This is a genomic window from Pontixanthobacter gangjinensis (assembly GCF_009827545.1).
Taxonomy (GTDB): Bacteria; Pseudomonadota; Alphaproteobacteria; order Sphingomonadales; family Sphingomonadaceae; genus Pontixanthobacter; species Pontixanthobacter gangjinensis.
In genome coordinates this window covers 617,412-643,542 of the sequence record NZ_WTYS01000001.1, presented here as the reverse complement: position 1 = coordinate 643,542, position 26,131 = coordinate 617,412, and the positions used below count along the sequence as shown (strand labels likewise).

General features: G+C 57.0%; 20 protein-coding genes. 12 read left to right on the top strand and 8 right to left on the bottom strand.

Going from position 1 to position 26,131, the window contains the following annotated elements:
• Positions 1-116: 116 nt before the first annotated feature.
• The 4 genes from GRI36_RS03060 to glnE all read right to left on the bottom strand — a co-directional run bounded on the left by GRI36_RS03060 (position 117) and on the right by glnE (position 4,935).
• Positions 117-806 (bottom strand): M23 family metallopeptidase, encoded by a 690-nt coding sequence (locus tag GRI36_RS03060; protein ID WP_160597132.1) that lies wholly within the window; start codon positions 804-806, stop codon positions 117-119.
• Positions 807-956: 150 nt separating this feature from the next.
• Entirely contained in the window at positions 957-1,757 is an 801-nt protein-coding gene (locus GRI36_RS03055; protein WP_160597131.1) for a ferritin-like domain-containing protein, read from the bottom strand.
• The gene (locus GRI36_RS03050; RefSeq protein ID WP_160597130.1) at positions 1,754-2,227 is read right to left on the bottom strand and encodes a peroxiredoxin; all 474 of its coding nucleotides are present in this window, start codon (positions 2,225-2,227) and stop codon (positions 1,754-1,756) included. The genes GRI36_RS03055 and GRI36_RS03050 overlap by 4 nt, the downstream gene beginning before the upstream one ends.
• Positions 2,224-4,935, bottom strand: a complete 2,712-nt coding sequence (gene glnE, locus GRI36_RS03045) for a bifunctional [glutamate--ammonia ligase]-adenylyl-L-tyrosine phosphorylase/[glutamate--ammonia-ligase] adenylyltransferase (protein WP_160597129.1) — start codon at positions 4,933-4,935, stop codon at positions 2,224-2,226. The genes GRI36_RS03050 and glnE overlap by 4 nt, the downstream gene beginning before the upstream one ends.
• 90 nt (positions 4,936-5,025) lie before the next feature.
• Between glnE and GRI36_RS03040 the strand changes: the two genes are divergently transcribed.
• Both GRI36_RS03040 and GRI36_RS03035 read left to right on the top strand, forming a co-directional pair.
• Positions 5,026-6,723, top strand: a complete 1,698-nt coding sequence (locus tag GRI36_RS03040) for a M28 family metallopeptidase (RefSeq protein ID WP_160597128.1) — start codon at positions 5,026-5,028, stop codon at positions 6,721-6,723.
• 42 nt (positions 6,724-6,765) lie between these two features.
• A complete protein-coding gene (locus GRI36_RS03035; RefSeq protein ID WP_160597127.1) occupies positions 6,766-7,749 on the top strand; it encodes an agmatine deiminase family protein in 984 nt (327 codons plus the stop codon).
• A gap of 160 nt (positions 7,750-7,909) precedes the next feature.
• On the opposite strand, the gene GRI36_RS03030 is transcribed toward GRI36_RS03035, so the two are convergent.
• The 3 genes from GRI36_RS03030 to GRI36_RS03020 all read right to left on the bottom strand — a co-directional run bounded on the left by GRI36_RS03030 (position 7,910) and on the right by GRI36_RS03020 (position 12,568).
• A complete protein-coding gene (locus tag GRI36_RS03030; protein ID WP_328598404.1) occupies positions 7,910-8,602 on the bottom strand; it encodes a sulfite exporter TauE/SafE family protein in 693 nt (230 codons plus the stop codon).
• Between the two features lie 56 nt (positions 8,603-8,658).
• Positions 8,659-10,668 carry a threonine--tRNA ligase gene (gene thrS, locus GRI36_RS03025; protein ID WP_160597125.1) on the bottom strand — a complete coding sequence of 670 codons (2,010 nt, stop codon included), beginning with the start codon at positions 10,666-10,668 and terminating at the stop codon, positions 8,659-8,661.
• A gap of 232 nt (positions 10,669-10,900) precedes the next feature.
• Positions 10,901-12,568: an alkaline phosphatase D family protein gene (locus GRI36_RS03020; protein WP_160597124.1), complete on the bottom strand. Its 1,668-nt coding sequence runs from the start codon at positions 12,566-12,568 to the stop codon at positions 10,901-10,903.
• Between the two features lie 142 nt (positions 12,569-12,710).
• On the opposite strand from GRI36_RS03020, the gene GRI36_RS03015 reads away from it, so the two are divergent.
• From GRI36_RS03015 to GRI36_RS02980, 8 genes are all read left to right on the top strand, one after another.
• Entirely contained in the window at positions 12,711-12,887 is a 177-nt protein-coding gene (locus GRI36_RS03015) for a hypothetical protein (RefSeq protein ID WP_160597123.1), read from the top strand.
• Positions 12,884-13,507 (top strand): hypothetical protein, encoded by a 624-nt coding sequence (locus GRI36_RS03010; protein WP_160597122.1) that lies wholly within the window; start codon positions 12,884-12,886, stop codon positions 13,505-13,507. Before GRI36_RS03015 ends, GRI36_RS03010 begins: the two co-directional genes overlap by 4 nt.
• Positions 13,504-13,695, top strand: coding sequence for a helix-turn-helix transcriptional regulator (locus tag GRI36_RS03005; RefSeq protein ID WP_160597121.1), 192 nt, complete (start codon positions 13,504-13,506; stop codon positions 13,693-13,695). Before GRI36_RS03010 ends, GRI36_RS03005 begins: the two co-directional genes overlap by 4 nt.
• A gap of 189 nt (positions 13,696-13,884) precedes the next feature.
• The gene (locus GRI36_RS03000) at positions 13,885-14,625 is read left to right on the top strand and encodes an alpha/beta hydrolase (protein WP_160597120.1); all 741 of its coding nucleotides are present in this window, start codon (positions 13,885-13,887) and stop codon (positions 14,623-14,625) included.
• A gap of 19 nt (positions 14,626-14,644) precedes the next feature.
• Entirely contained in the window at positions 14,645-15,490 is an 846-nt protein-coding gene (locus tag GRI36_RS02995) for a tetratricopeptide repeat protein (protein WP_160597119.1), read from the top strand.
• A 4-nt stretch (positions 15,491-15,494) separates the two neighbouring features.
• A complete protein-coding gene (locus tag GRI36_RS02990) occupies positions 15,495-16,490 on the top strand; it encodes an LLM class flavin-dependent oxidoreductase (RefSeq protein ID WP_160597118.1) in 996 nt (331 codons plus the stop codon).
• 161 nt (positions 16,491-16,651) lie between these two features.
• Positions 16,652-21,400 carry an NAD-glutamate dehydrogenase gene (locus GRI36_RS02985; RefSeq protein WP_160597117.1) on the top strand — a complete coding sequence of 1,583 codons (4,749 nt, stop codon included), beginning with the start codon at positions 16,652-16,654 and terminating at the stop codon, positions 21,398-21,400.
• Between the two features lie 51 nt (positions 21,401-21,451).
• On the top strand, positions 21,452-22,678 hold the full coding sequence (locus tag GRI36_RS02980; RefSeq protein ID WP_160597116.1) for an NAD(P)/FAD-dependent oxidoreductase: 1,227 nt from the start codon (positions 21,452-21,454) through the stop codon (positions 22,676-22,678).
• Here GRI36_RS02980 and queG read toward each other — a convergent pair.
• Positions 22,662-23,738, bottom strand: coding sequence for a tRNA epoxyqueuosine(34) reductase QueG (gene queG, locus GRI36_RS02975; RefSeq protein ID WP_160597115.1), 1,077 nt, complete (start codon positions 23,736-23,738; stop codon positions 22,662-22,664). The genes GRI36_RS02980 and queG overlap by 17 nt on opposite strands.
• 86 nt (positions 23,739-23,824) lie before the next feature.
• Between queG and GRI36_RS02970 the strand changes: the two genes are divergently transcribed.
• Positions 23,825-24,814: an ABC transporter ATP-binding protein gene (locus tag GRI36_RS02970; protein ID WP_160597114.1), complete on the top strand. Its 990-nt coding sequence runs from the start codon at positions 23,825-23,827 to the stop codon at positions 24,812-24,814.
• A complete protein-coding gene (locus GRI36_RS02965; RefSeq protein ID WP_160597113.1) occupies positions 24,811-26,079 on the top strand; it encodes an ABC transporter permease in 1,269 nt (422 codons plus the stop codon). Before GRI36_RS02970 ends, GRI36_RS02965 begins: the two co-directional genes overlap by 4 nt.
• Positions 26,080-26,131: the final 52 nt, after the last annotated feature.

Below are 26,131 nucleotides of genomic sequence, written 5' to 3'. Positions count from 1 at the left end.
CATCTTATCGATTAATAGGAGCCCCAAAAGTGGAAAGGGGCCGCGGATTTCTCCGTTGCCCCTTTCAGACACCCTCTCCGATGTCTTTTCGGGTCGCCCCGAAACCAAGCTAAATCTTATTCGCCGCCGCGGCCGCCTTCTGCAAGCGCCAGTGCATAAGCTTCCTGCGCGTCGGTCTCAACCATATAGGGAATCGGGTTTACCGCCTGGCCATCAATCCGCACTTCATAATGCAAATGCGGGCCCGTTGAGCGACCAGTAGAGCCGACATAACCGATAATATCGCCCTTCTTCACTTCCTCGCCATTCGCAACTGCAATGCGGGACATATGGGCAAAACGGGTTTGAATTTGTGCGCCATGCTCGATCGAGACATACAGGCCGTAGCTGCTGAAGCGTTCGGCCTTGCTTACGATGCCGTCGGCAGTTGCGTAGATTGGTGTGCCGGTCGGGGCTGCCAGATCGACACCCTTATGCGCGCGGCGACCGCCAATAACCGGATGCGTACGCATACCGTAATTGCTAGTCAAAGCTGCGTTGTTGAGCGGCATTCTGGAAGGAATCGAAACCGATGACGCTGGCGCCGGCATTCCAGTCTTATCGCCATCAAGCGATTCCCAGCTGGCAAATAATTGTTCGAATTGTTCGTCACCGCCAGTGATCGAATTATCCTGTGAATCACGGATCTGGACAGGAATTTCAGCGGTGGCTGCGGCTGTGTTGGCTATTGCCGGCGTTGCACCGGTGAAACCAGCAAGGCTGAGAGCGAAAGCTGCTAGCCCACTTTTGACTGAATTTACGACCACGTACCGTCCTTTTTCTCCGGCGAAATTTGCCGGGAGGATCCCTGTTTTACTGCGGCCCGGACAATTTTCGGACGGGCCTCGAAACTCTTTTTGAAGATTTGTTGGAACCAACTGCGTCTTCCGTGAATATGTCGTTACAAGTCGATTTCCTTACGAAGCAAGGTTTGAATAGAAGTCTAGCGACAAACCGGCTGCAAGACGCGCCGAGTCGTTAAATGGAGCCTTCAGCCCCCCTTTGAAGTGCTGCCGAACCAGCGATTTCCAGCGGATTTCAGGCGATTCACCATATTTTGCACTATCTGCGATGAAATGTTTGGTCCCAATCGCGACATGGCGGATTTCATCGTCAAGGATTCGTTCGAGGATTTTTGCGCCATGCGCATCCCCCTGACCGCGCACCCTTTCCAGCATGGCAGGAGTCACATCGAGCCCGCGAGCCTCCAGCACCATTGGGACCACGGCCAGTCGTGCCGCTACATCATGCGAGGTGCGCTCGGCCGTTTCCCACAATCCAGCATGGGCAGGCAGTTCACCGTAAAAAGATCCTAGCGCTCGCAATTTGCGGTCTAGCAGAGCGAAATGCATCGCTTCATCCGCCGCAACCGCAAGAAAATCCGCAACAAATTCCTCGCCCATTTCCGCACCAAACCGGCCTGCCATGTCCAGCGCGAGGTCAATTGCGACAAATTCAATATGCGCAAGCGCGTGCCACAAGGCGACGCGCCCCTTTTCAGACCCGCCCTTGCCCCGGCGCGGCATATCGCGCGGATCAAGCAATTGCGGCGCATCCGGCCAGGCCGGCCGGACCGGCATCACCGTATCAAACGTGGCTGCCAGCCGCCCCAATCGCCAACTGCGCGCCACATCGCGCGCCGCCATCGCTTTTGCGCGCGGATTAGAGGTGAGCAGTGCCGAACGGATTGCGGAAGAAACTGATCGTTCAGGAATCAAAGCGCTTGTGCGGCCTCCAGCACCTCTTGCGCGTGGCCTTTGACTTTCACCTTGTTCCAGACTTGCTCGATCTTGCCATCTGCCCCGACCAAATAGGTCGTGCGAACCATGCCCATATAGGTTCGACCATACATCGATTTTTCGGTCCAAATGCCAAGCTTGTCGGATAAGCCCCCTTCTTCCGCGTCGGTTGCGAGTGCCACCGTCAAATCATGCTTGGCAATGAAGTTCATGTGCTTCTTGGGCGAACATTTGCTGACGCCGAGAACTTCTGCGCCTGCCTCCGAAAATGCATCTTTCAAAGCGGAGAAATCTTTCGCTTCGCTGGTGCAGCCCGGCGTGTTGTCCTTAGGATAGAAGAAGATCACCAGTTTATTGCCTGCATAATCGGATGGTTTCACCGCCCCGCCTTCGGTCGTTTCCATGGCAATATCGGGCAGCGCGTCGCCAGCAGCGAATTGAGCAGTCATTCAGTAATCTCCAGTTCCAGTCCGAAGACCGATTTCCAGTTTCGGGCGACGCTGTGCCGCGCTGCAGCGAATTTTTCAACGAGCTCGGCGAAATTTTTGGCGCCGCAAGCCTTGGCGAGCGCGCGGGCAGCAGCGGGGCTCGGCTTTTCCAAATCGGGGGCGAGCAGGCGGCCCGCCACCAGCAGGCGGGTCATCATCAAATGCGCCTCCCGGATCGGCTGGCTCAAATGACCGGCTGCGACCAATCCGGCGATGGCCGCCGTCAAATCAGGCACCAGTGCTATTCCTTCACGCAATTGAAGAAAGTGAACCAAAAATTCGAGATCGACCAGACCGCCGCGCTGCAATTTGGCATCAAGTGAACCTTTTGCAGGCTTGTGAGCAGCCATTTCAGCGCGCATTTTCAACACGTCTTCGCGCAGTTTATCTGCATCACGCGGCGCGGCGAGTACCGATTGGATAATGCGGTCCAATTCGGCTTTCGCTTTGGGTGAACCAACAAGAACCCGAGACCGGGCAAGCGCCATGTGTTCCCACGTCCACGCATCTTCACGCTGATATTTGGCGAAGCTCTCTACGCTCACCGCAAGCGGCCCCTGCGCCCCTAACGGCCTGAGCCGCGTGTCCACCTCGTACAATGCGCCCTCGGCAGTTGGCACGCTCATCGCGCCGCTAATCCTCTGGGCCAGCCGATTGTAATAGAGTGTCGCGCCAAGCGGACGCTTGCCGTCCGATTCCTGATCATGCGCGCCGCTGAAAACATAGACAATGTCGAGATCTGACGCATGGGTCAGCGCACCGCCGCCAAACCGGCCAAGCCCGATAATCATCATCTCGCTGCCCGCGATGTGCCCGTGAACAGAGGCAAACTCCTCGCTCGCAGCCCGCGCCGCGACACTTAGCGCCGCCTCTGCCACTCGGGCGAGACCCTCGGCGATTTCAAGCGGGTCATGCGCCGCCTGAATCAGCTGCGCGCCAAGCGCAAATCGCTTTTCTCCCGTTACAATGCGAATCCGGTCCAGCTTGCGTTCGTAATCAATATCGGGGTCGTTACCGGCCATAGAAGCGGTCAATTCCGCAACATCACCGGGCAAATCAAACGCGCTGCGATCAAATAAAGTGTCGAGTAATTCTGGGCGACGGCCCAATTTATCAGCGAGCGGTTCGGCCAATGTCAGGATGTTCACCAGTTGTTCGAACAACCCCGGCCGTGCCTCCAAAAGGCGAAAGAGATTGATCGCGCTTGGGGCTTTGGTCAGCAGCGTTTCCCAGCGCAAAATAGCCTTTCCCGGGTTGGGCGCTTCTGCGAAAGCTTCGAGCAAACTGGGAAGAATAGCCTCAAAAGCGTTGATCGCAGCTGAGCTTTTGAGCGTCCTAATATGCCCGTCGGTCCACGACTGAATCCGCGCCTCCAATGCCTCCGGATTTTTGAATCCCAATTGCCGCAAATCCTTGCTCAGGCCTCCGGTCTGCGCTTGCCCGTCATGCGCAGAATTATCCGGATCGATCAGCGTATCGAAACGCTCAGCCACTTGGGCAGAGATTTCGCCAAGGTCGCCAAGCAGTGCGGCACCATCCGCATAGCCGCTCAATTGCGCGACATTCTCTATTGCGGCGGCATCGGGCAACGTGTGCGTCTGGTGATCATTGACCATTTGGAGACGATGTTCGATCACGCGCAACCGGTCATAGCAATCGCCGAGCACGCCTGCATCCTCGTCAGCAATAATCCCGGCTGCGGCCAAAGCACCAAGCGCCGGCCGCGTCCCGCGAGGCCGCAACGACGGGTCGCGACCGCCATGGATAAGCTGGTGGGTCTGAGCGAAAAACTCGACTTCGCGAATGCCGCCGCGCCCTTGCTTGACATTATACTCCGGACCCGGCTGGACTGGCCCTTTATAAGTCTTGCGAATTTGCGAAGTAAGACGTGAAATCTCGTCAATCGCACCGAAATCGAGGCTTCGCCGCCAGACAAACGGACGGATCGCGGTGAGGAAGGATTGGCCCGCTTCGATGTCACCCGCGGCGGCTCTGGCACGAATAAAGGCGGCCCGCTCCCACGTTAGGGCAGAAGATTCATAATGCGACAGCGCGGCACCCAGCGAAATCGCCAGCGGACTGATTTCTGATGCAGGCCGGAGGCGAAGATCGACGCGAAAAACATACCCCTCATCAGTCACATCTGACATCAACCGTACAATTTCGCGCGCATACCGCTGGGCAGCTTCTCCCGGTTCGTCGCGCTCCCTCCGCGGTAGAGTTTCGGGGTCATACAGCAGAATCGGATCAATGTCGGAGCTGTAATTCAATTCGCACGCGCCGTGTTTGCCCAGCGCAATTCCGATCATACCAGCTGACTGCGCATCGGGAACGCGTTTGTGGATTGCTGCGGCGATTGCCCTGTCCAGCGCTCTATCGGCAAAGCTCGACAATTCGGTCATGACTTGCCCGACCGGAAACGCTCCGGCCAAATCGCCCACTGCCAATGCGGTAGAAAGGGCCAGTCGTTCGCGGCGCAGGCTAATGCCAGTATCGGCCAAATCACGCCCTGCGGCCCGCGCAAAATCGAGCGCCGCAACTCCATCACCCTGCGCCAATATGGTTGCTAGATCGGGTTGACGATCGAGCGCATTGCACAAGAAAGGCGAAAATTGGCGCGCACGCCGCAGCGCGCCTTCCCAATCCGCCAGTGCATTTGCGTCAATCATTTTCGCCCTTTCAATGACAGTGCCCTTGCCCCTTCTCGCACCCTTTGCAATGGAGGGGCATCAAAAATCCCAACGGGACGAGGAATTAGCATGCTCCGCAAAATTTTGGCTGTATCGGCGGCACTTTCTTTGACCGCCTGCGACGGCGCGATGATTAATGGCTCGCAAGACAGACTCGACATTCCAGATGTAACCGCAGGCGACATCGACCAAGCAACAATGGTCGATATCACCCGCGAATTGTCCTCCGACGAATTTGACGGAAGAATGCCCGGCACCGCCGGAGAAGAAAAGACTGTCGCGCTGTTGATCGAAAAATTTGAAGCCGCTGGCCTACAGCCCGGCAATGGTGACAGCTGGGTGCAAAAAGTGCCTCTGGTCGAAATCACCGGCAAGGAGTTCAAGCCGCTGACGATTACCGGCGGCGAGACTGATCTGGCTTTTGACTTTGCCAAGGATTGGGTCGGCGTGACCTATCGCGAAGATGCCTCAACCACATTGGCCGATAGCGAGCTGGTGTTTGTCGGATACGGCGTCAACGCGCCAGAACGCGGTTGGAACGATTATGAGGGCGTCGACATGACCGGGAAGACCGCGGTTATCCTGGTCAACGATCCCGATTATGGCACCGAAGGTTTAGAGGGTCCGTTCAACGGCAAAGCCATGACCTATTACGGCCGCTGGACATACAAATACGAAGAAGCGGCGGCTCAAGGTGCTGCGGCCGCGCTGATTATCCATGATACAGAACCTGCGTCCTATGGGTGGAACGTGGTCGAGAGCAGCTGGTCAGGCCCGCAAGCCTATGCCCAGCGCGGCGAGAACGCCCCCGCACTCACCCAAATGAATGGTTGGGTGCAGAAAGAAATCGCACGCGAAATTCTGGCCGCTGCTGGTCAAGATATGGATGCGCTGGCCAAGCAGGCCAAAGAGAAGGGCTTCAAAGCGGTTCCACTTGGACTGAAGGCAGGCACCAGTTTTGCCAATGATATCCGGTCTTACGAATCGCAGAATGTGATCGGCATTCTTCCGGGCACCGAACGTCCTGACGAATTCGTGCTGCATACTGCGCATTGGGATCACCTTGGCCGCTGCACACCTGCTCCTGATGGCGACGACATTTGCAACGGTGCGGTCGATAATGCGACCGGCACAGCGGCGCTGGTAGCATTGGCCGAGGCGCATGCGAAAGCCGGTGCCGCCGCGCGAAGCCTGGTGTTTTTGGCTGTGACTGCCGAAGAGCAGGGCCTGCTGGGGGCTGACTATTACGCAGCAAACCCCGTCCTGCCGCTCGCGCAAACAGTTGGCGGCATTAATATGGACGCGTTTCTGGTTGGCGGGAAATCGAAAGACGTAACCGTTGTTGGGCCGGGTAAATCGCGGCTCGACGAATTCCTCGAAAAAGCGCTGGTCGATGATGGCCGCGTTGCGACGCCTAACCCCTCTCCGGAGGCAGGCTATTATTATCGGTCAGACCATTTCGCCTTCGCCAAGCGCGGCGTGCCTATGCTGTATATCGATGGCGGGGAAGATCTGGTCGAGGGCGGCACCGAAGCGGGTAAAGCTCTCGCCGATGAATATCGCGCCAACCGCTATCACGGCCCGAAGGACGAGTTTAACGAGGATTGGGACTGGAGCGGCGTAATGGCCGATTTGCAATTATTCTACCGGATCGGGCGGATGCTTGCGATCAGTGAGAGCTGGCCGAACTGGGTCGAAGGCGACGAATTCAAAGCAACCCGCGACGACAGCTGCAAAGCTGCCGAGAGCAATGGCAGCTTTTGCTAAAATTACGCGCACTTAAACTGACGCGAAATTGAAAGCCGGTTCATGACCTATCGCATGCCACCCGAATGGGCACCGCAGGATTGGTTGTGGATCGGCTTTCCGCATGATGGCGATGAATGGCTCGGCAATCTGGCGCGCGCGCAAGAGCAGATTGCTGGCTTTGCCAATGCTGTAGCGGGCAGCGGACAAGAGGTTCGACTGCTGGTGCGCGATGCCGCCAATGAAGCGCGCGCCAGAGAGCTGGTGAATGACAAAGTCACTTTGGAGCGGCGCGTATTCGGCGACATCTGGTTGCGCGATACCGGGCCGCTTGTTCTTACTAATGGTGATAACCGGCTAGCCAAACGCTTCGGGTTCAATGGTTGGGGAGGCAAGTATGAAATGCCTGGCGACCAGACAATTGGCGCGGATATAGCGCGCGATGCCGGACTGCCAGTGGACACTGCCGACTGGATATTGGAAGGCGGCGCGATTGATGGAGACGGGACCGGATTGGTCGCCACGACCGAGCAATGCCTGCTCAATCCCAACCGCAACCCCGGCCTCTCGCGCGAAGAAATCGAAGCACGGATCAAATCGGATTTAGGTTTCGCCCGGGTGTTGTGGCTTGGTGACGGGCTGATTAATGATCACACCGATGGCCATGTCGACAATCTTGCGCGATTTGTCGGACCCAATCTGCTGGCAGTCCCGCTGCAAACCGGTACAGATGATCCCAACGAAGAAATTTATGCCGATGTCCGCCGACGTGCAGCAGCGTCGGGCGTGCAAGTGGCGGACATCCCATCTCCTGGCTTGATCGAGCGCGCTGGCACCATCGAACCAGCCAGCTACGCCAATTTCGCGATCACCAGCCACTTGGTCGTGGTGCCAACATTTGGATCACCGCATGACGCCGAAGGTGTCGCAGCAATTGCTGCACTATTTCCCGATCGCGAGACCACCGGCTTACCCGCAGATGCTGTGCTGGCGGGCGGTGGCGGATTTCACTGCGCCAGCCAGCATATGCCTGCGCTGAGCAGTTAACGCTTCGTTAGGATTTGGCCGCGATAATGCGGCATGGCCAAAGCTATCACCTTGATGCAATCACGCGATACCGATCTGACAATGTATTTACGTAGTCTGATTGTAACGGGTTGTGGATCAACGTTGATACTGGCGGGAAACGTGCTGCCGTTCTAGTCGGCTAGACGACCGCTTTCCATACTGCCGCCGCGGTTGCTGCACCCAAAATCATTCCTGTCAGCACACGCCAGACCCATTCCGCGATTCGGCCAAAGGCCAATGATCCGAGCCAATTGCCAAGCAAGACTGCCGGAAACAACAACCCTGCCAATAACGGTTCTTGCCTAGTCATCATCCCCATCGCCATCGCCGCGATACATCCAGCGATGGATGTGAATAGAAATATGACCATCATCGAAGCCCGCGCCACTTGCGGGTCGATCGCGCGCCGCAAATAATAGGGAATCACCGGCGGGCCGGGCATTCCGGCGAAGCCTGTTAAGATTCCTGAGGCAATCCCAGTTAGTCCGGTCTCGGCGCGATTAGGGATATGAGCCGCAGGCCGCTTTGGCAGCAGCACCAGTATAAACGCGCCAACCGCAATCATAGCGATGAGCAACCGCGCTGAACCGGGGTCGGTAATCTGGAGCAACCACAGGCCAAGCGGCGTGGCAGCCATCGCCAGCACCGCAATCGGTTTTACCGAGCCTTCGCTGATCGTCCAGATTTTACGGATGCCGACTAAACCAACCAGCACACCCAAAATGTTGACGCTGACCACCGCTGATTCGGGTGAGATCGTCAAAGCCAGTGCAGGCACCAAAAGGATCGCCATGCCAAAGCCTGACAGCCCCCGCACAAATGCCGCTGCCACCGTAGCAACAAGCCCCACGGCGATTTGTTCAGGGGTAAAGCCTGCGATCAAACTGATTAATTAGCCGGGCGCAAATCAGGCGCAGTCGCCTCAGCTTTGAGCATTGCCAAAGCTTCATCTAGCGGCATCACGCGCTGTTCCTGTGAACCGAGCGTGCGGATAGCAACAGTGCCTTCTTCCGCCTCGCGCTTACCAACAACCAGGATATGCGGGACCTTCTTTAAAGAATGCTCGCGAACCTTATAGTTGATTTTCTCGTTGCGAAGATCGGCTTCGGAGCGAAGGCCAGCAGATTGCAGCTTTTCCAAAACCTCAGCAGCATAGCCATCAATGTCAGAGACAATCGGCGCGACAACCGCTTGAACCGGCGACAACCACAACGGCATCTTACCCGCATAATGCTCGATTAAAATGCCGATGAACCGCTCGTAAGATCCGAATATCGCACGGTGCAGCATGACTGGGCGATGACGTCCGCCATCTTCGCCAACAAAGGTCGCATCGAGTCGTTCCGGCAAAACACGGTCCGACTGGATTGTGCCAACTTGCCACGTACGGCCAATCGCATCGGTCAGATGCCATTCGAGCTTGGGCGCATAGAACGCGCCTTCACCGGGCAGTTCTTCCCAGCCAAACTCTTCGGTCGCCATTCCCGCTTCGATAACGGCATTGCGCAGTTCGTCTTCGGCCTTGTCCCAATCGGCATCGCTGCCGAAACGCTGTTCAGGGCGAGTCGCCAGTTTAATCGCGAACTTCTCGAAACCCATGTCCTTATAGACAAGCGTCGCAAGCTCGCAGAAGCGGCGGACTTCCTCGACCACCTGATCTTCGGTGCAGAAAATATGCCCGTCATCTTGCGTGAACTGGCGCACGCGCATCAAACCGTGGAGCGCGCCATGCGGTTCGTTGCGGTGGCAGCAGCCCATTTCCCCGAGCCGGATCGGCAGGTCGCGATAGGATGTGATACCCTGTTTGAATACCATGACATGCGCCGGACAATTCATCGGCTTCAGCGCCATCCAGTCGGCGTCGCCGCTGATAACCGGGCCTTCATCTTCAGTGTTGGGCACTTCGTCGGGAATGACGAACATATTCTCGCGATATTTGCCCCAATGGCCGGATTTTTCCCATTGGCGTGCATCCATCACCTGCGGAGTTTTGACTTCCTGATAATCAACCCGGTCCATTGCGCGGCGCATATAAGCCTCCAGCTCACGCCAGATTTTGTAGCCCTTGGGGTGCCAGAAAACGCTGCCATGGGCTTCTTCGCGCAAATGGAACAAGTCCATCTCGCGGCCGAGCTTGCGGTGATCACGTTTGCCTGCCTCCTCCAGCCGCATGAGGTGCTGATTCAGCTGCTTCTTGTTGAGCCAGCCCGTTCCGTAAATTCGTGTTAGCTGCGCATTGGCCTGATCGCCGCGCCAATATGCACCGGCAACGCGCATCAATTTGAACGCAGCCGGATCAAGTTTGCCAGTCGACGGAAGATGCGGACCGCGGCACATGTCCATCCAGTCGTTACCCGACCAGTAAACAGTCAGCTCTTCGCCTTCAGGAAGTTCGGCAGCCCACTCGGCCTTGAAGCTTTCGCCGTCGGCTTGCCATTTGTCGATCAGTGCCTGGCGGCTCCATGCCTCGCGTCGGAGCGGCTTATCAGCCTTGATGATTTCGCGCATTTTCTCCTCAATCAAAGGGAGATCTTCCATGCCAAACGGTGCGCGATTGGCAGGCGCCATTACATCATAATAGAAGCCGTCATCTGTCGATGGGCCAAATGTAATTTGTGTGCCGGGCCAAATGGCTTGAACGGCTTCTGCCAGAACGTGGGCGAAATCGTGACGCGCCAGTTCAAGCGCGTCTTCCTCGTCGCGGCCAGTGACCAATGCCAATTCCGCATCACCATCGAACGGGCGGCCCAGATCACGCAATTCACCATCGACTTTCGCCGCGATTGCAGCCTTCGCAAGGCCCGGACCGATCGCCGCGGCAACATCCGCAGGCGTCGAGCCAGCCGGCATTTCGCGCACAGAACCGTCGGGAAGGCTAATTTTGAACATGTCACTCATCGAATTCGTCCATCTTGTTTGGATGCGCCATGGCAGAACTGTGCGCGCACCGAAAGAGTCGGTGTCATTCAAAGTGACAATTTCGGGAGGTGACACCATGCCGCCCGAAACCGGGCGGCGGTGGCGCTGGCGTTAAGCCGCGCCGAGCCGCCCCCGAAGAAGCGGGGTGGTCGTAGTTGGGGAGATGCAACCTGGCGTCATACGCGTAATGTAGCCGCCCAATTCTGATTATTCAACCAATGTCCAGTTTGTGACTACCTGCTGCGCTCGAAATGCGCGTGGACGAAGCAAGTGCTGTTGTCCGTCTGCGAACGGTTTGGAGGAACCGATATTCAGATGTGGCGCGTGTCGGGGTAAGCTCGACCGCCATATAGCCGCGCTGCCCAGTGTCTGCCCACTTAAGCTGGGCGTTATTGGCCACAGATTGCGCAGCGAAATCTACCGGCTTAATCCAGCCAAGATAAGTTTCTGCACCTGGTGAAGTGACCGAGTGCCCCGCAAATTCAACGCCTGCCACTTCCCCCAAATTATCCAGTTCGGACGCCCAGCCATTATGACTATCGCCAGCCAGCACGATCAAATTGGCATCAGCCTCTTGGGCTGCCTTGAGCAATCTTTCGCGCGCGGCGGGGTATCCATCCCATGCATCCATATTGAACGGCAGCCCTGCGGTACTGGTTAGTACACCCGCCATAATCCGGTCGCGGATATAGGCGGGCACCGCATCGGTGATGCCCTTGGCGATATCAGGCGAGGTTTTGAGGCTAGACATCACCACTTGCTGCAGCAGCACCTGCCAGACTTTCCCTGCGCTACGCGACGCCCGAAGTCCTTCGACCAGCCATTCTTCCTGCACCTCGCCCATCAATGTGCGTGATGGGTCGCGCCATTCATCATCGCGAAATGCCTCCAGCGCAGCCAGAATCTTTGCTGGATCGCGGCCGCCTCGCTTTACGATGTCGCCGAGATCGAACGGCTTGCTGCGCGCGGTCAGGCGCGTCTCGAGTCGAAACAATGTCGCCAGATCGCCAATTTCATAAGCCGCCCAAGGCTCATCAGAAACCGGCATCCATTCGTGATTGGCCCGGATCGCGGCGCGTTTGCGCACATCCCACGATCCTTCGGTTTCACTCTGATGGTTCTCCGCACCGCCTGCATAGCTATCATTGGCGCTTTCGTGATCATCAGGCACGTGAATCATAGGGAATAGCTGATGCAACCGCTGCAAATCGGCGTCGCTGCGATAGCTGGCATAGCGCGCGCGATAATCAGCCAGCGCGATGGTTTCCTGCAACGGAGTGATGTCCCGCCCGGACACTGCCTGCGCATCGGCTGGATATGTGTTGGGGCCATATTCGTAGAAATAATCACCGGTGTGCAGAACCAGATCGGTCTGGTCCACCTCCGCAATATGGGCATAGGCGTTGAACCAACCGAAACCCTTATTGGAGCATCCGACCACTGCCATCCTGAATTTATCCGCTTTGCCGAGCGGCAAAGTCCGCGTGCGGCCGACACATGATATCTCGCCATCCGGAGCGATGAAGCGGAAATAATACCAGCTGTCCGGATCAAGCCCCGTTGCGGTCGCCTTTACGCACCAGTCTCGATCTGGTGCAGCAGTGCCATTGCCGCCGGCGGTAATCACAGCAAAGTCAGCCGATTTCGAAACTTCCCAGCGCAAGGTAACATCTTGCTTGGCTTCGTAGCGGGTCCAAAGTAGCACTCGGTCTGCGCCCGGCTCCCCACTTGCAACTCCATAGCCAAAGCCGCGCAATGTCGCGGCCCCAACCGTTGCTGGCATTGCAGCGAGACCCGCGCCGAGCAGGCTTCCGCGAAACAAAGTCCGCCGGTCGATTTTAGAAAACGGTGAGGGCCGAGCTGGCGGTTCGTTGATCATGGGAAACAACTAGGCCGGAAGATTAAAGCCGCCAAGTATCATATTGTCATCGAGGCAAGGTCACTTGCCTTTGTGTCAATGTTGCTTGACAATTACCAAAAAAATGTCAATTACCCTTTACATCAAGAAAAGGACCATTGACATGACCGCTGTTCAAAAAGCTCTGCTCCTCGCATCGGCGATGATCGGAATCGCTTTGCTTTCCATTGTAGGGATTGTGCCCGAACGGATTGCCCAATGGGCGCCGCTAGCGCTAATTGCCATCTTCCCTTCTGCATGGATGGGCAGCAACGCTCGGAAATGCGGGGCAGGAGAATGACCGAAGAGTTGAAAAGCGAAGCGCTCGGACGAAGCCCATTTTTCTATGCGGGGCTGATGTTTGGTGCCTACGGAGTCATTGCCGCACTGGCGATGACCGATGCGACCAATAACACGACCACGTTAATCCTGATGATTGCGCCACTTGGTCTAGTCATTCCACTGATGAGATCTGCCAATCGCAGAATCGACGCAGGTGGCCCTGCTTGCATGGCAAAGGGAGTCGCGCAGCGGCGTTACACCAAACGCATTATGGCCTTCACCTCGCTCTATTTGATTGCGATGGCAGGCCTCACATTTGCGCTCAATGAAGAGGGTTCAGCAGAAGCGCTTAAAATAGCCTTTGCTACGCTGCCGGGTCTAGCTGTAATCGGGATTTTTTGGTCAATTGGCCGCTTGATTATCGAGGAACAGGATGAATTCATCCGAATGTTGGTGATCCGCCAATCGTTAATTGCGACCGCGATTGCGCTCAGCGCCGCCTCTATTTGGGGGTTTCTCGAATCTGCTGATATTGTCCTTCATCTCGATGCCTATTGGGTTGCGATCGTTTGGTTTGCCGGGCTTGCTGTCGGCGCCGTGATGAACCGCATACAATATGGCGCTTGGGGCGCAGTATGAGGAATCGCCTCAAGGTGTTGCGTGCGGAGCGAGATTGGAGCCAGCAGGCGCTGGCCGACCTGCTCGGCGTGTCACGGCAGAGCGTGAATGCTATCGAAACCGGCAAATACGATCCATCTTTGCCATTAGCCTTCAAAATAGCCGAGATTTTCGCTATGACTATCGAAGAGATATTCGAGCGGGACTGATTTAGGAGAATAGAAATGCGTTATGCGACCCTCCTTTTTGCCTGCCTCTTGGGCGGATGCTTCGACAGTGAACAGTCCGGCCAATGCGACGAACCGCTGACTTTGCCAGCGCTATATTGATTTCTTTTCGCGCTAAAAACTGGACCGGACGCTTGCTCCGCTGCGATCATTCGGGAATGATCGGCAATCATGAGCACAGTGCAATTCCATAATTCTCCGAGCGGCATCAAGATCGCGTTTCGCCACCTCAATCCGGTCGGCCGAACCTCCACAATCGTCTTTCTGCCGGGATATATGTCCGACATGGATGGCGGCAAAGCGACTGCGGTAAGGGATTTTTGCGAAGGTGCTGGCTTCGGTTGCCTGCTGCTCGATTATTCGGGCTGCGGGCAAAGTGATGGCGAATTTGCAGCCGGGTCACTGTCTTTGTGGCGAGAGGAAGTCTTGTCGCTCATTGCGGCTCGCGGAATTGATAATATCATTTTGGCCGGGTCATCAATGGGCGGTTGGCTGATGCTGCTCATTGCGCTCGAACTGGGTAACCAGCTTAAGGCCATGGTCGGAATTGCCGCTGCTCCCGATTTTTCCGATTGGGGCTTTACCGAAGCGCAGAAGTCAGTCCTGCGCGGTGGTGAGACAATTTTCGAAGACAATCCCTACGGCCCGGAACCAACGCCGACGCACGCCAAATTCTGGCACGATGCCGAAACGCACAGATTGCTTGGATCGGATATCAACATCGATTGTCCGGTCCGGTTGCTGCATGGCCAAAGGGATGCAGGCGTGCCGTGGGAAACCAGCATGGAGCTGGCCAAGCGGCTGCGTTCGGACGATATACAGCTTACCTTGGTCAAAGACGGCGATCACCGATTGTCGCGCGACAGCGATATCAATTTACTGATCAATCAGGTCGCGAGCCTGCTCGACTAATTTCGAAGGAAATCTGCCTGTGCTTTCCGCTATACTAGCCGTGCTGTTGCAAGTCGGACCTAACCCGTCTGCTCAGCCAATTACCGCTGTTCCGGTCGAACTGGACGAGATGCGCCGCCGCCAGCGAGACCAGCAGCAGGAAGGCGAGAGCGTAATTCTGCCCCAGAGTGGCAAGCTCGATAGCTGCCTGGAACGCGCGGAAGCCGACACCGCAGCCGCTCGTATCGAAGCCGAAGCCTGGCTGGCAGGTGCAGTTGGCATAACCCGCTCACAAGCGCTGCAATGCCGCGGCTATGCCGAGGCGAACCTTGGCCTGTGGGGTGATGCAGCTGAGACATTCTTGACTGCTCGCGGCGAAGATGCAGCCGCGACGGATCCTAAGTATCGCGCCCGCCTGTCAGCGATGGCTGCTAATGCCTTGCTGACCGCAGGTAATACAGAGCGGGCGCTCGAAGTGCTGGATATCGCGCAGGCCGATGCGACAAATTCCGGCTTCACTGCTCTGATGGGCGAGATCAGCATAGACCGTGCGCGGGCTTTGGTTGCGTTGGGCGAGAATGACCAAGCCGCCGAGGCGCTATCCGCAGCGCGCTCGGCTTTGCCTTACAGCGCCCGGGCATGGTTGCTCTCGGCCACACTGGCTCGGCGCGTTGGTGATCTGGCGACAGCGCAATCTTTCATTGAAACAGCCAGCTCGCTTGAACAAAGGAGTGCAGAAATCGGCTTGGAAGCTGGCGTCATTGCAGTCCTGTCCGGTCAAGACGAAGCTGCTCGCCGCAGTTGGCAATCGGTGATCGACCTTGCACCGCAGAGCGCAGAGGCGCAGACGGCAGGAAATTACCTCAGGCAGTTGGACAATCAGTAACTCGATGATTCCCTTATCCGTTCTTGATTTAGTACCGGTTCGCGAAGGCGGAACGCTGACCGAAGCCTATGATGCAGCAACCGGCCTCGCCCGCGCAGCAGAGGATCACAGCTATGCTCGTTTCTGGGTGGCAGAACATCATGCGATGTCAGGCATTGCCGGGGCAGCAACTTCGGTTGTGCTCGCGCATATTGGCAATGCAACGAACAGCATTCGCATCGGATCGGGCGGGATCATGCTGCCCAATCACAACCCCTTCGTGATCGCCGAACAATTCGGGACACTCGACGCATTGTTCCCCGGACGAATTGACCTCGGCCTCGGCCGCGCACCCGGTGCGGGCCCCGAATTGCAACGAGCCTTGCGCAAGAATTTGCACCAGGCCGCCGAATATTTTCCGCAGGATGTGGTCGAACTCCGCGCTTTGCTCGGCAACAATCCAAATTTGCCTGTTCATGCGACACCTGGCCTTGGCTCCAATGTCGAAATGTGGATGCTGGGTTCAAGCCTGTTCGGCGCTCAGCTCGCTGCGAAACTTGGGCTTCCCTATGCGTTCGCATCGCATTTCGCCCCTGACCATCTCGATGCCGCGCTGGAAATCTATCGCCGGGATTTCCGCCCGTCAGAAGCATTGGACAAGCCGCATGCCATGGCTGCAATGACCGTAATCGCTGCAGATAACGATGAGGAAGCCGAACATATCGCCACATCGCAATTGCAGGCCTTTGTCCGGCTGCGAACCGGCACACCCGGAAAATTACCGCCACCAGTCAGAGGCTATCGCGACAGCTTGCCCGCACCAGCCAAAGCAATGCTCGCGCATATCGGACAAGCCAGCGCAATTGGCTCGCCAGCAACGGTCGCCGCATCGATTAGCGCCTTCATTGAGCGAACCGGTGCAGACGAAATCATCGTCGCAGGGTCCACCTTTGATCCCGAACATCGAGTGCGGTCACTACAGATGACAAGAGAGATATTGAGCGGCAAATCGGGCACGTAATTACACCTCTTCCAACGGTGGGTTGCAGCGTGTTAAAGTCACGATAGATGTGCTTGCGGCGCAGAAGCGAAACGACTATTTGCGCATGATTACTGCACGGTGCGGTAATATTATAACAGGGACCGGAAAAACCGGCCCATTGCCCATTGGGAGCATGACGGATGGGATCGAAAAAGGCTGCGACGCCCGCTAAGTCGGCCAAGATACCGGCCCGTAGATTGTCAGCTAATTCTGCTTTGCTAGGCGCGCTGACCGATATTATGCGCGACTCCCTGCTCCCCGGCGACACCCCTTTTGAGACCGACAAAGTGCGCGAAGCCGCCTCGTTCTTGCTCGATGCAGCCGCACGGCGCGAGCCGGACCGGTCAGCATTGTCGTTGGCAAGCGCCAGCGATGATCGCCGCTTCATGCGTATCGCAATTATCAATGACGATATGCCGTTTTTGGTGGATTCTGTTGCAGCCACGATTGCGGCACAAGGACTTGCGATTGACCGCCTGCTCCATCCGGTGGTGGGCGCAGAGCGAGCGAAGAGCGGCGAACTCGAAAAGATCAGCCCAGATAAGCCGGGTAATCCAGCCCCTCGCGAATCGATGATTTACATCGAAACCAACCGGATCGATGCGAAGCAACGCCGCGAACTGGAGCGGGTTTTGAGAATCACCTTGGCCGATGTGCGCGCAGCGGTGACCGACTGGTCCAAAATCCGCACCGCTATGCAGAACGATATTGCCATGGTCGGCGAAACCGAAGGTGCTGCGTTGCTGGGCTGGCTGGATGACGGAATGCTTACGCAACTGGGCCATTTGACCCGCAAACGTGACGGCACACAAACGGGCAAGCTCGGAATTTGCCGCAAGAGTGCCGGGGAAATTCTTGCCGATCAATCTTTCGACCGGGCATTCGCTTGGTTCGACGATAATGCCAATCGGGGCAGCCGCGTACCACTGATTATCAAAGCCAATTTGGTGGGCAACGTCCACCGCCGGGTTCCGCTCGATCTGTTCATAGTACCGCTGAGTGAAGGCAACAAAGTTACCGCTCTGTCAGTCCACGCCGGCGTCTGGACCAGCGCAGCGCTCGCTGCACCTCCCGCAGAGGTTCCACGCCTTCGCACTCAAATGACCGATCTGATGGCGCAATTCGGCTTTGCCCGTGATGGTCACGCCGGGAAGGCTTTGGTCCATGCTCTCACCGCATTACCGCATGATTTGCTAATCGGCTTTTCTGACGAAGATATTGCCCGCGTTGCAACCGCTATGATGGGGTTGGTGGACCGGCCCCGCCCGCGTCTGGCGATCGTGGCTGCTCCACTCGAACGCCATCTGTTCGCCTTCGTGTGGTTGCCGCGCGATATGCTATCCACTCAGGTCCGCGAACAGATCCAGTCTCTGCTTGAAGAAGGTGCTGGCGCGCAGATGCTCGACTGGAGCTTGCAAGTCGAAGGCGGCAATCTAGCAATGTTGCGCTTCGTTTTGGATATCCGCACAGCCAATAGGCCTTATGACGAAGCGGCGATGGAGAAGCGCATGCAGACCATGCTTCGCGGCTGGGCCGAAGCGGTTGAGCATGAGCTTAGCCAATTCGAAGAAGCTGGCCGCGCAGCTGCCATTGCAACGCGCTATGCAGATATTTTTCCCGCCAGTTACCGCTCCGAATATGGCCCCCTAGAGGCAGCACGCGATATCAGCCGGATGCGGCATTTGCTGCAGATCGACAGCGGCGAGCACACGGCCGCCCATAATTTGCAACGCGATGCGCGACTGTACCGGATGGATGGCGACCCAGAGGGCGCGCTCCGCCTCAAAGTCTATGAACATGAAGGCGCTTTGCCGCTGTCCGATGCTGTCCCGGCACTGGAAAATTTCGGGTTCGAGGTGCTTTCCGAAAATCCAACGTCGCTCGATGATGGCAAGCTTGGCACGCTGCACGATTTCATGCTGGCGCTGCCTGAAGGCGTAAAGACAGAACCAATTCTCGAACGCGCTGATACAATCGAGCACGCCATCGCCGCTGTCCTCAACCATTCAGCAGAAGATGATCCGTTCAACCGGCTGGTGATCGGCACCGGGCTTGCTGCGCGGGAGGCTGAGTGGCTGCGCGCATTTTACCGCTATTTGCGGCAGGCAGGGATGGGGTTCACCATCTATACGGTGGTCGATGCGCTACGCCACGCACCAGCCGTTACCCGGGCTTTGGTGAGCCGCTTTGTGGCCGCACACGACCCGCAATTTGGCGGTGACCGCGCGGCCGCGATTACAGAGGCTGATGGCGCAATCCGAACGGGACTTTCCAAAGTGGCCGCGATCAATGATGACCGGCTGCTTCGGCTCTATTATGCTCTGGTCAAAGCCATCTTGCGGACCAATTCTTTCGCTCCTGCCGCAGCCGAAGCCTTGGCGTTTAAGATCCAGTCCGATCTGGTGCCGGGCCTGCCAAAGCCCGTTCCTTGGCGTGAGATATTTGTTTATTCGCCGCGCGTCGAAGGCATCCATTTGCGCGCTGGTGCCGTCGCGCGAGGCGGGCTTCGTTGGTCGGACCGCCGCGATGACTTTCGCACCGAGATTCTCGGGTTGATGAAAGCCCAGAGGGTGAAGAATGCCGTGATCGTGCCGACTGGCGCGAAGGGCGGGTTTTATCCCAAACAGTTGCCATCATCTGAAAAGGACCGCGACGGTTGGGCCGCCGAAGGGCAGGCAAGTTACGAGATATTCATCCGCACCTTGCTATCAATCACTGATAACATCGTCGAAGATGCGGTCGTCCACCCTGATGCGGTGATGCCGCTGGATGGGGAAGACCCTTATTTCGTCGTCGCAGCAGACAAGGGAACTGCGAAATTTTCCGACGTTGCCAATGGAATCGCCGAAAGCCGCGATTTCTGGCTCGATGATGCCTTCGCCAGCGGCGGGTCAAATGGCTACGACCACAAAGCGATGGGCATCACCGCCAAGGGTGCGTGGGTTTCGGTGCAGCGCCACTTCCTCGAATTGGGTGTCGATGTTCAATCCGATCCCGTTAGCGTGGTCGGATGCGGCGATATGTCGGGCGATGTGTTCGGCAACGGCATGTTGCTTTCAAAATCGATCCGCATCCTTGCCGCCTTCGACCACCGTCACATTTTTATCGATCCCGACCCTGACCCAGCGGCCAGCTGGAACGAACGGAAGCGTCTGTTCGACCTACCGCGGTCTAGCTGGGACGATTATGACAAGACGCTGATTTCCAAGGGCGGCGGCGTCTTTTCACGCAGCTCCAAACTGATCAAGCTATCAGCCGCCGCGCAGAAGGCACTGGGTCTTGAAGCGAGGGAAATCGAGCCTGAAGCGCTGATTTCCGCGATTATGACCGCACCGGTGGACCTGATCTGGTTCGGCGGCATCGGCACTTATATTAAGGGATCGAAAGAAAACAACATTCAGGTCGGCGATCCGGCCAATGACAGTTTGCGAGTCGACGCAACATCCTTGCGTGCGAAAGTTATCGGTGAAGGCGCCAATCTGGGCGTGACCCAAGCGGGGCGGATAGAGTTCGCGATGCAAGGCGGGCGGATTAATACCGACTTCATCGACAATTCAGCCGGCGTCGATTGTTCGGATAACGAGGTAAATATCAAGATTGCGCTGGCTGCCGCTAAACGCGCAGGCAAGCTGTCAGAGCCCAAGCGCATTGCTTTACTAGAATCGATGACCGATGAAGTTTCAGCGATTGTTTTGGAAAACAACCGGCTGCAAGCGCTGGCGCTTTCGGTTGCTGAAATTGGCGGCGCTCGCGCTGTTCCAGCACAAATTCACCTGATTGATACGCTTGAAGAGAGCGGCAACCTCGACCGGCAAACCGAAGGCTTGGCTGACAATCAAACATTGCTGCGCCGTGCGGCTGACGGGATTGGCATGACTAGGCCGGAAATGGCTATTCTGCTGTCCTCGGCCAAATTGGTCCTCCAGGACGCAATAGAAAACAGCGCGCTTCCTGATGACGCGACTCTGGCCGGCACTTTGCTTGCGGCATTCCCACTACCCATGCGCAAGAAATACAGCGACCAAATCGAGGGCCACAGGTTGCGGCGCGAGATTATCGCAACCAAACTAGCCAACCAAATCGTCAACCGGCTTGGTATGATCCATCCCTTCGAACTGGCTGAGGAAGAGGGCGTCGAATTGGCGCAAGTGGCCGCTGCATTCGTGGCCGCCGAACATTTGTTCAATTTGAATGAATTGTGGGACCGCCTCGACCACGCCAAAATGCCGGAAAGCGCTCGGTTGATGCTGTTTGAACGCCTCTCGGCAGCCGCCGGCAATCTGATGTCAGATGTGCTGCGCACTTCATCCGGCCAAGTCAATCCAGCCGCAATTATCGATGAGTTGGGCAAAGGAGTTCACATTCTATCAGGCTCTAGCGATCAATTGCTCGCTGGCGAAGCTCGGCACCAATCTTCCAAGCTCCGCGACAGTTTCATTGCTTCTGGTGCACCAGAGAAACTTGCAGTCGAGGTCGCCCATTTGTTCGATTTGGATGGCTCGGTCGGCCTTGCCCGTTTGTCCGAAGATGCTGGAATCGAGCCCAAGGATTTGACCCGAGCCTTCACCGCTGTCGGCGAGAAACTCGGGATCGATTGGGCGCAATCAATCGCCGCTTTGATGAGCCCGTCTGACGTTTGGGAGCGCCTGCTGGTCGATGGATTGGCGCGTGATTTTCAGCAAATGCGACTTGATCTGCTGCGGCGGCTGGCACGCCGTAAAGGCGCAAAAGAAGACATGCCAGATGCCGTGGCGCGCTGGTCTGAAGACCATTCTCCTTCAATCCGCCAGTTCCGGTCGATGATCACCAGGGCACAGGCTCAAGCCGTTGTCGCCCCAGCTATGCTAGCCCAGATTGCCAGTCAGGCGCGCAACCTCTTGGGAAGATGATTTACCCGCTTCAGACTTGACCCGGCGCTGGTTTGCGCCAATCGGACTGGCATGGATCACGCAGATATCATTATCGTAGGCTCCGGCCACGCAGGGGCGCAGGCGGCAATTGCGCTGCGCCAGAACGGCCATGACAGCACGATCACAATGATCGGGCGCGAACGTGATTTCCCCTATGAACGCCCGCCCTTGTCAAAGGAATATCTGTCGGGCGAAAAGACGTTCGAGCGTATTCAAATCAGGCCTCCGCATTTTTGGGGCGATAAGGGCATTGATGTCAGGCTTGGCCATGCAGTGGTCGAAGTTGATCCGGTCGGAAAGACAGTCACGCTCGGTAATGACACCAAAATGTCCTATCGCAAGTTGATCTGGGCAACGGGAGGCGATGCGCGGCGATTGTCTTGCCCCGGCGCCGAGCTTGAAGGGATCCACACGATCCGCAATCGCGCTGATGCCGACCGCATAGTGACGCAGCTGGCAGGCGGAGCAAAGCGCGCGGTGGTTATCGGCGGCGGCTATATCGGGTTGGAAGCAGCGGCAGTCCTGCGCAAATTGGGCCGGCAGGTCACAGTATTGGAAACACTCCCGCGTGTCCTTGCGCGAGTTGCAGGCAAAGATCTTTCCGAATTTTATCAAGACGAACACCGAGCGAACGGAGTTGATTTACGGCTGGAAGCCAGCGCCGAATGCATCCTAGGAATTGATGGCAAAGTCAGCGCGGTCAGGCTGGCTGACGGGGAAGAAATACCCGCCGATATGGTGATTGTCGGGATTGGTATCGTGCCGTCAACCGGCCCGCTTATCGCTGCGGGAGCATCCGGCGGAAATGGCGTTGATGTGGATGAGTACTGCCGCACGACACTCGAAGATGTTCATGCGATTGGGGACTGCGCCGCCCATGCCAATGATTTTGCCGATGGCGCGGTAATCAGGGTGGAATCGGTCCAGAACGCCAATGATATGGCAACCACGACCGCCAAGAGCATCATGGGCGATAAACAGCCCTATCACGCATTCCCTTGGTTCTGGTCCAACCAATATGATCTGAAACTGCAAACCGCCGGCTTGTCGATTGGTTATGACCAGACAGTTGTGCGCGGCGATCCGGCAGACCGGAAATTCTCAGTGATTTACCTGAAAGAAGGCCGCGTAATTGCGCTCGACTGCGTTAATAACACAAAGGATTATGTGCAAGGCCGCAAACTTGTCGAAGCCAGAGTAGTGCTTGATGCTGACAGCCTCGCCGATGTCGAGGTTCCGCTTAAGTCGCTGATCTAAGTCGGTTCAGAGCCCAATTGGCAGCTTCGGCAACCACCGGATCTGCATCACCCGACAGTAATTCCACTTGCGGCGCCAAGGCAGACTCACCGCTGTTTCCTGCGGCAATCAGGCAATTTCTTACGAACCGGTTCCGGCCTATCCGCTTGACCGGTGAGCCGGAGAACAACGTCCGAAATGCTGCATCATCGAGCGCAAGAAGATCTGCCAGACGCGGCGCGATCAGCTCTTCTCGCGGTGCAAATGCCTTATGCCGCGCAGCCGTTTCGGCAAATTTGTTCCATGGGCATACGGCCAGACAATCGTCGCAACCGTAGATCCGGTTGCCCATCGCCTCTCGGAATTCTTCAGGAATCGGACCCTTATGCTCGATTGTCAGATAGGAAATGCAGCGCCGCGCATCGACCACATAGGGCTGCGGAAAGGCATCGGTGGGGCACGCAGTCTGGCAGGCAGTGCACGAACCGCAAAAATCCTCCTCCGCATCGTCAGGCCGGAACGGGACGGTAGTGTATATCGCGCCAAGGAACAGCCAACTGCCATGTTCGCGGCTGACCAGGTTGCTGTGTTTCCCCTGCCAGCCGATTCCCGCCGCCTGACCGAGCGGCTTTTCCATCACCGGGGCAGTGTCGACGAACACTTTCAATTGCGGCTCGTCCATCCCGCGTTTTTTAGCCTCGGCAACCAGCCAGCGGGCCAGCGCCTTCAGAGCCTTTTTCACCGTGTCGTGATAATCGCGGCCCTGCGCATATACTGATATCCGCGCCTTATCACCAATACCTTCGAGCGCCAGCGGGTCTGCTTCAGGAGCATAGCTCATCCCCAAAGCGATCACGCTTTGCGCCTCTGGCCACATGCTTTGTGGGCCCTGCCGCACATCGGCGCGGTCCTGCATCCATTCCATCGTGCCGTGATGGCCTGCATCCAACCATTCATGCAGCCGCTTGGCCTGCACTGGGTCAGTCTCCGCGCTTGCCACTCCCACGCTGACAAAGCCGAGCCGCGTTGCCTCGGCCACAAGGTCGTGCTTAAGCCCATTCACTACTGCGGCGTTAACCATTTTTGGGGTTACTCCCGTTCACACGCCAAGGTTAACCAGCGCGGATGCATATGCCGCTAAGCGAATCGCCCGTCGAGGACAACCACATGCCTTCCGAAGACTTGATTTCTGACCGCACGCCAATTGCGGATGATATCCGTCCGCTGGCCATCGAGGCACGAGGATTGGTCAAACGTTTTGAAGGCACGACCGCTGTCGACGGTGTAGATTTGGCTGTGCCCGAGGGCGCGATTTACGGCATTTTGGGCCCAAACGGTGCTGGCAAAACAACGACATTGCGGATGCTGCTGGGCATAATCGATCCCGACGCTGGTGTGCGCCGTGTGTTCGGCCATGACCGCCCGCATGAAATAGCCAAGCTGATCGGCTATTTGCCAGAGGAACGCGGGCTCTATCCCGCCATGAAAGCCTATGAAGCGATCGCCTTTATGGGCGCATTGCGGGGCCTTCCGCTGGAAGAAGGCCGTAAGCGAGGCCGCGAACTGCTCGAGAAGCATGATCTTGGCCATGCCGCCGACCGGCAAATCCGCCAATTGTCGAAGGGAATGGCGCAAACGGTGCAATTGCTCGGCACGCTGGTCCACCGGCCAAAGCTGGTGGTGCTGGACGAGCCTTTTTCAGGGCTTGATGCGATTAATCAAGGCAAATTGGAACGGATGATCCGCGAACTTGCCGAACAGGGAACGACGGTCATTTTCTCCACCCACGTGATCCATCATGCCGAACGTCTATGTGAAGGCGTGGCGATTATTGCTGGTGGCAAGGTCCCCTATGCCGGTTCGGTTGAGGCCGCACGCGACCGGATTCCCGCACAAGTCCGGCTGGAAACACGCGCGACCGATGGCCGCTGGCGCAATGCGTTGCCGGATGATGCACGCCGCGAAGGCAATTTCTGGAATTTCTCTTTGCCTGAAAGCGGGATTGAAAGCCTGCTAAAGGCGCTGATCGAGGGAGATGCCGGTATCTTGTCACTGTCAATCGAGCGCGCCGGATTGCACGATGCCTTTGTTCATATTGCCGGAGAAGCCGCCGCTCGCGCGCTCGAAGCGGACAATGCAGCGGGAGCCGCAAAATGAGCACTCATACACTCCACAAAACTTCCCGCCTTTCCATTCTCCAAGCTGCCTACGTTATCGCTCGGCGTGATTTCCTGGCGATCCTGTTCAGCAGGTCATTCTTCTTCTTCCTGCTTGGGCCACTGTTCCCGGTCCTCGTCGGCGGCCTTGCCGGTGGAATCGGCAGCAAGGTCCAACAGGAGACTTCCTCAGTAGAAATCGGCATTGCGATGAGCGAAGCCGAAAGCGCAGCGATGCTACAATCCGCAAAATTGCTGCAACAGGAAATGGGTGGCTATATCCCTGATATGGTTGCGCTGGATCCGCCCGAGAAAGGGGACTCGCTCAAGGCAATGCTGCAGCAAAAGCGAGGCAATTACGCTGCGATTGTCAGCGGATCTCGCGAAGCGCCGGTGATTACTGCGCCCGAGGGGCAGATTAACCGCTGGAGCGGTCCGGTGGGGCTTATCGCAGCGACCAGTCTGGGTAATTCACCCAGCACCTTCCCCAAAGTAAGCGGCGACATCGTTGCCACCAGCGGGGCGGATGTGAAACGCAACCGAGTGCAGACAGCGCAGGTTGGCCAAATGCTGTTGTTTCTGCTGACGATGTTGCTGGGCGGTATGGTTCTGTCGAACCTGGTCGAGGAAAAGGGCAATAAGATCATCGAAGTGCTGGCCGCAGCAATCCCGATGGATGCAGTGTTCCTTGGTAAATTGTTTGCCATGCTCGGCGTGTCGCTAGTGGGGATTACGGTGTGGGGCCTAACTGGCAGCGCCATATTCTTCCTTGGCGGGTTCGAAACAGCGACTTTCGCCGCGCCCGCAGTGGGCTGGCCATTATTCTTTGGTCTAGCGGTCGTCTATTTTGCGATGGGCTATCTCATCCTTGGTTCGCTGTTCCTTGCGATCGGATCGATGGCGGCGACAGTGCGCGATGTGCAAATGATGTCGATGCCGGTAACAATGCTGCAATTGCTGGTTTTCTTCTTTGCCACATATGCAATGTCGCGGCCCGGATCACCGATGGAATTGGCAGCGGTAGCCGTGCCGTTCAGCTCACCCTTCGCAATGCTGGCCCGCGCTGCACAGCTTGAAACGCTATGGCCCCATTTACTCGCAATCGGGTGGCAGGCGCTGTGCGTGGTGGTATTCGTCAAATTGGGTGCTGCGCTGTTCAAGCGCCGGGTGATGAAATCTGGCCCTCGCGGGGCAAAGACTTCAAAGCGCGGCAGTTTCCTGTCGTTTCGGCGCAAGGATAAGTCGCAAATCGCAACCCACTATTGACATTGAGGTAAGTAACGGCAGGATGGCACCATAATGCCGACTCCCGAGTAAC

Excerpts from the sequence above, each read along its gene's own strand:
- GRI36_RS03050 (WP_160597130.1), bottom strand. The coding sequence starts at position 2,227 with ATGACTGCTCAATTCGCTGCTGGCGACGCGCTGCCCGATATTGCCATG.
- glnE (WP_160597129.1), bottom strand. The coding sequence starts at position 4,935 with ATGATTGACGCAAATGCACTGGCGGATTGGGAAGGCGCGCTGCGGCGT.
- GRI36_RS03040 (WP_160597128.1), top strand. The coding sequence starts at position 5,026 with ATGCTCCGCAAAATTTTGGCTGTATCGGCGGCACTTTCTTTGACCGCC.
- GRI36_RS03035 (WP_160597127.1), top strand. The coding sequence starts at position 6,766 with ATGACCTATCGCATGCCACCCGAATGGGCACCGCAGGATTGGTTGTGG.
- thrS (WP_160597125.1), bottom strand. The coding sequence starts at position 10,668 with ATGAGTGACATGTTCAAAATTAGCCTTCCCGACGGTTCTGTGCGCGAA.
- GRI36_RS03020 (WP_160597124.1), bottom strand. The coding sequence starts at position 12,568 with ATGATCAACGAACCGCCAGCTCGGCCCTCACCGTTTTCTAAAATCGAC.
- GRI36_RS03015 (WP_160597123.1), top strand. The coding sequence starts at position 12,711 with ATGACCGCTGTTCAAAAAGCTCTGCTCCTCGCATCGGCGATGATCGGA.
- GRI36_RS03010 (WP_160597122.1), top strand. The coding sequence starts at position 12,884 with ATGACCGAAGAGTTGAAAAGCGAAGCGCTCGGACGAAGCCCATTTTTC.
- GRI36_RS03005 (WP_160597121.1), top strand. The coding sequence starts at position 13,504 with ATGAGGAATCGCCTCAAGGTGTTGCGTGCGGAGCGAGATTGGAGCCAG.
- GRI36_RS03000 (WP_160597120.1), top strand. The coding sequence starts at position 13,885 with ATGAGCACAGTGCAATTCCATAATTCTCCGAGCGGCATCAAGATCGCG.
- GRI36_RS02990 (WP_160597118.1), top strand. The coding sequence starts at position 15,495 with ATGATTCCCTTATCCGTTCTTGATTTAGTACCGGTTCGCGAAGGCGGA.
- GRI36_RS02985 (WP_160597117.1), top strand. The coding sequence starts at position 16,652 with ATGGGATCGAAAAAGGCTGCGACGCCCGCTAAGTCGGCCAAGATACCG.
- GRI36_RS02980 (WP_160597116.1), top strand. The coding sequence starts at position 21,452 with ATGGATCACGCAGATATCATTATCGTAGGCTCCGGCCACGCAGGGGCG.
- queG (WP_160597115.1), bottom strand. The coding sequence starts at position 23,738 with ATGGTTAACGCCGCAGTAGTGAATGGGCTTAAGCACGACCTTGTGGCC.
- GRI36_RS02970 (WP_160597114.1), top strand. The coding sequence starts at position 23,825 with ATGCCTTCCGAAGACTTGATTTCTGACCGCACGCCAATTGCGGATGAT.
- GRI36_RS02965 (WP_160597113.1), top strand. The coding sequence starts at position 24,811 with ATGAGCACTCATACACTCCACAAAACTTCCCGCCTTTCCATTCTCCAA.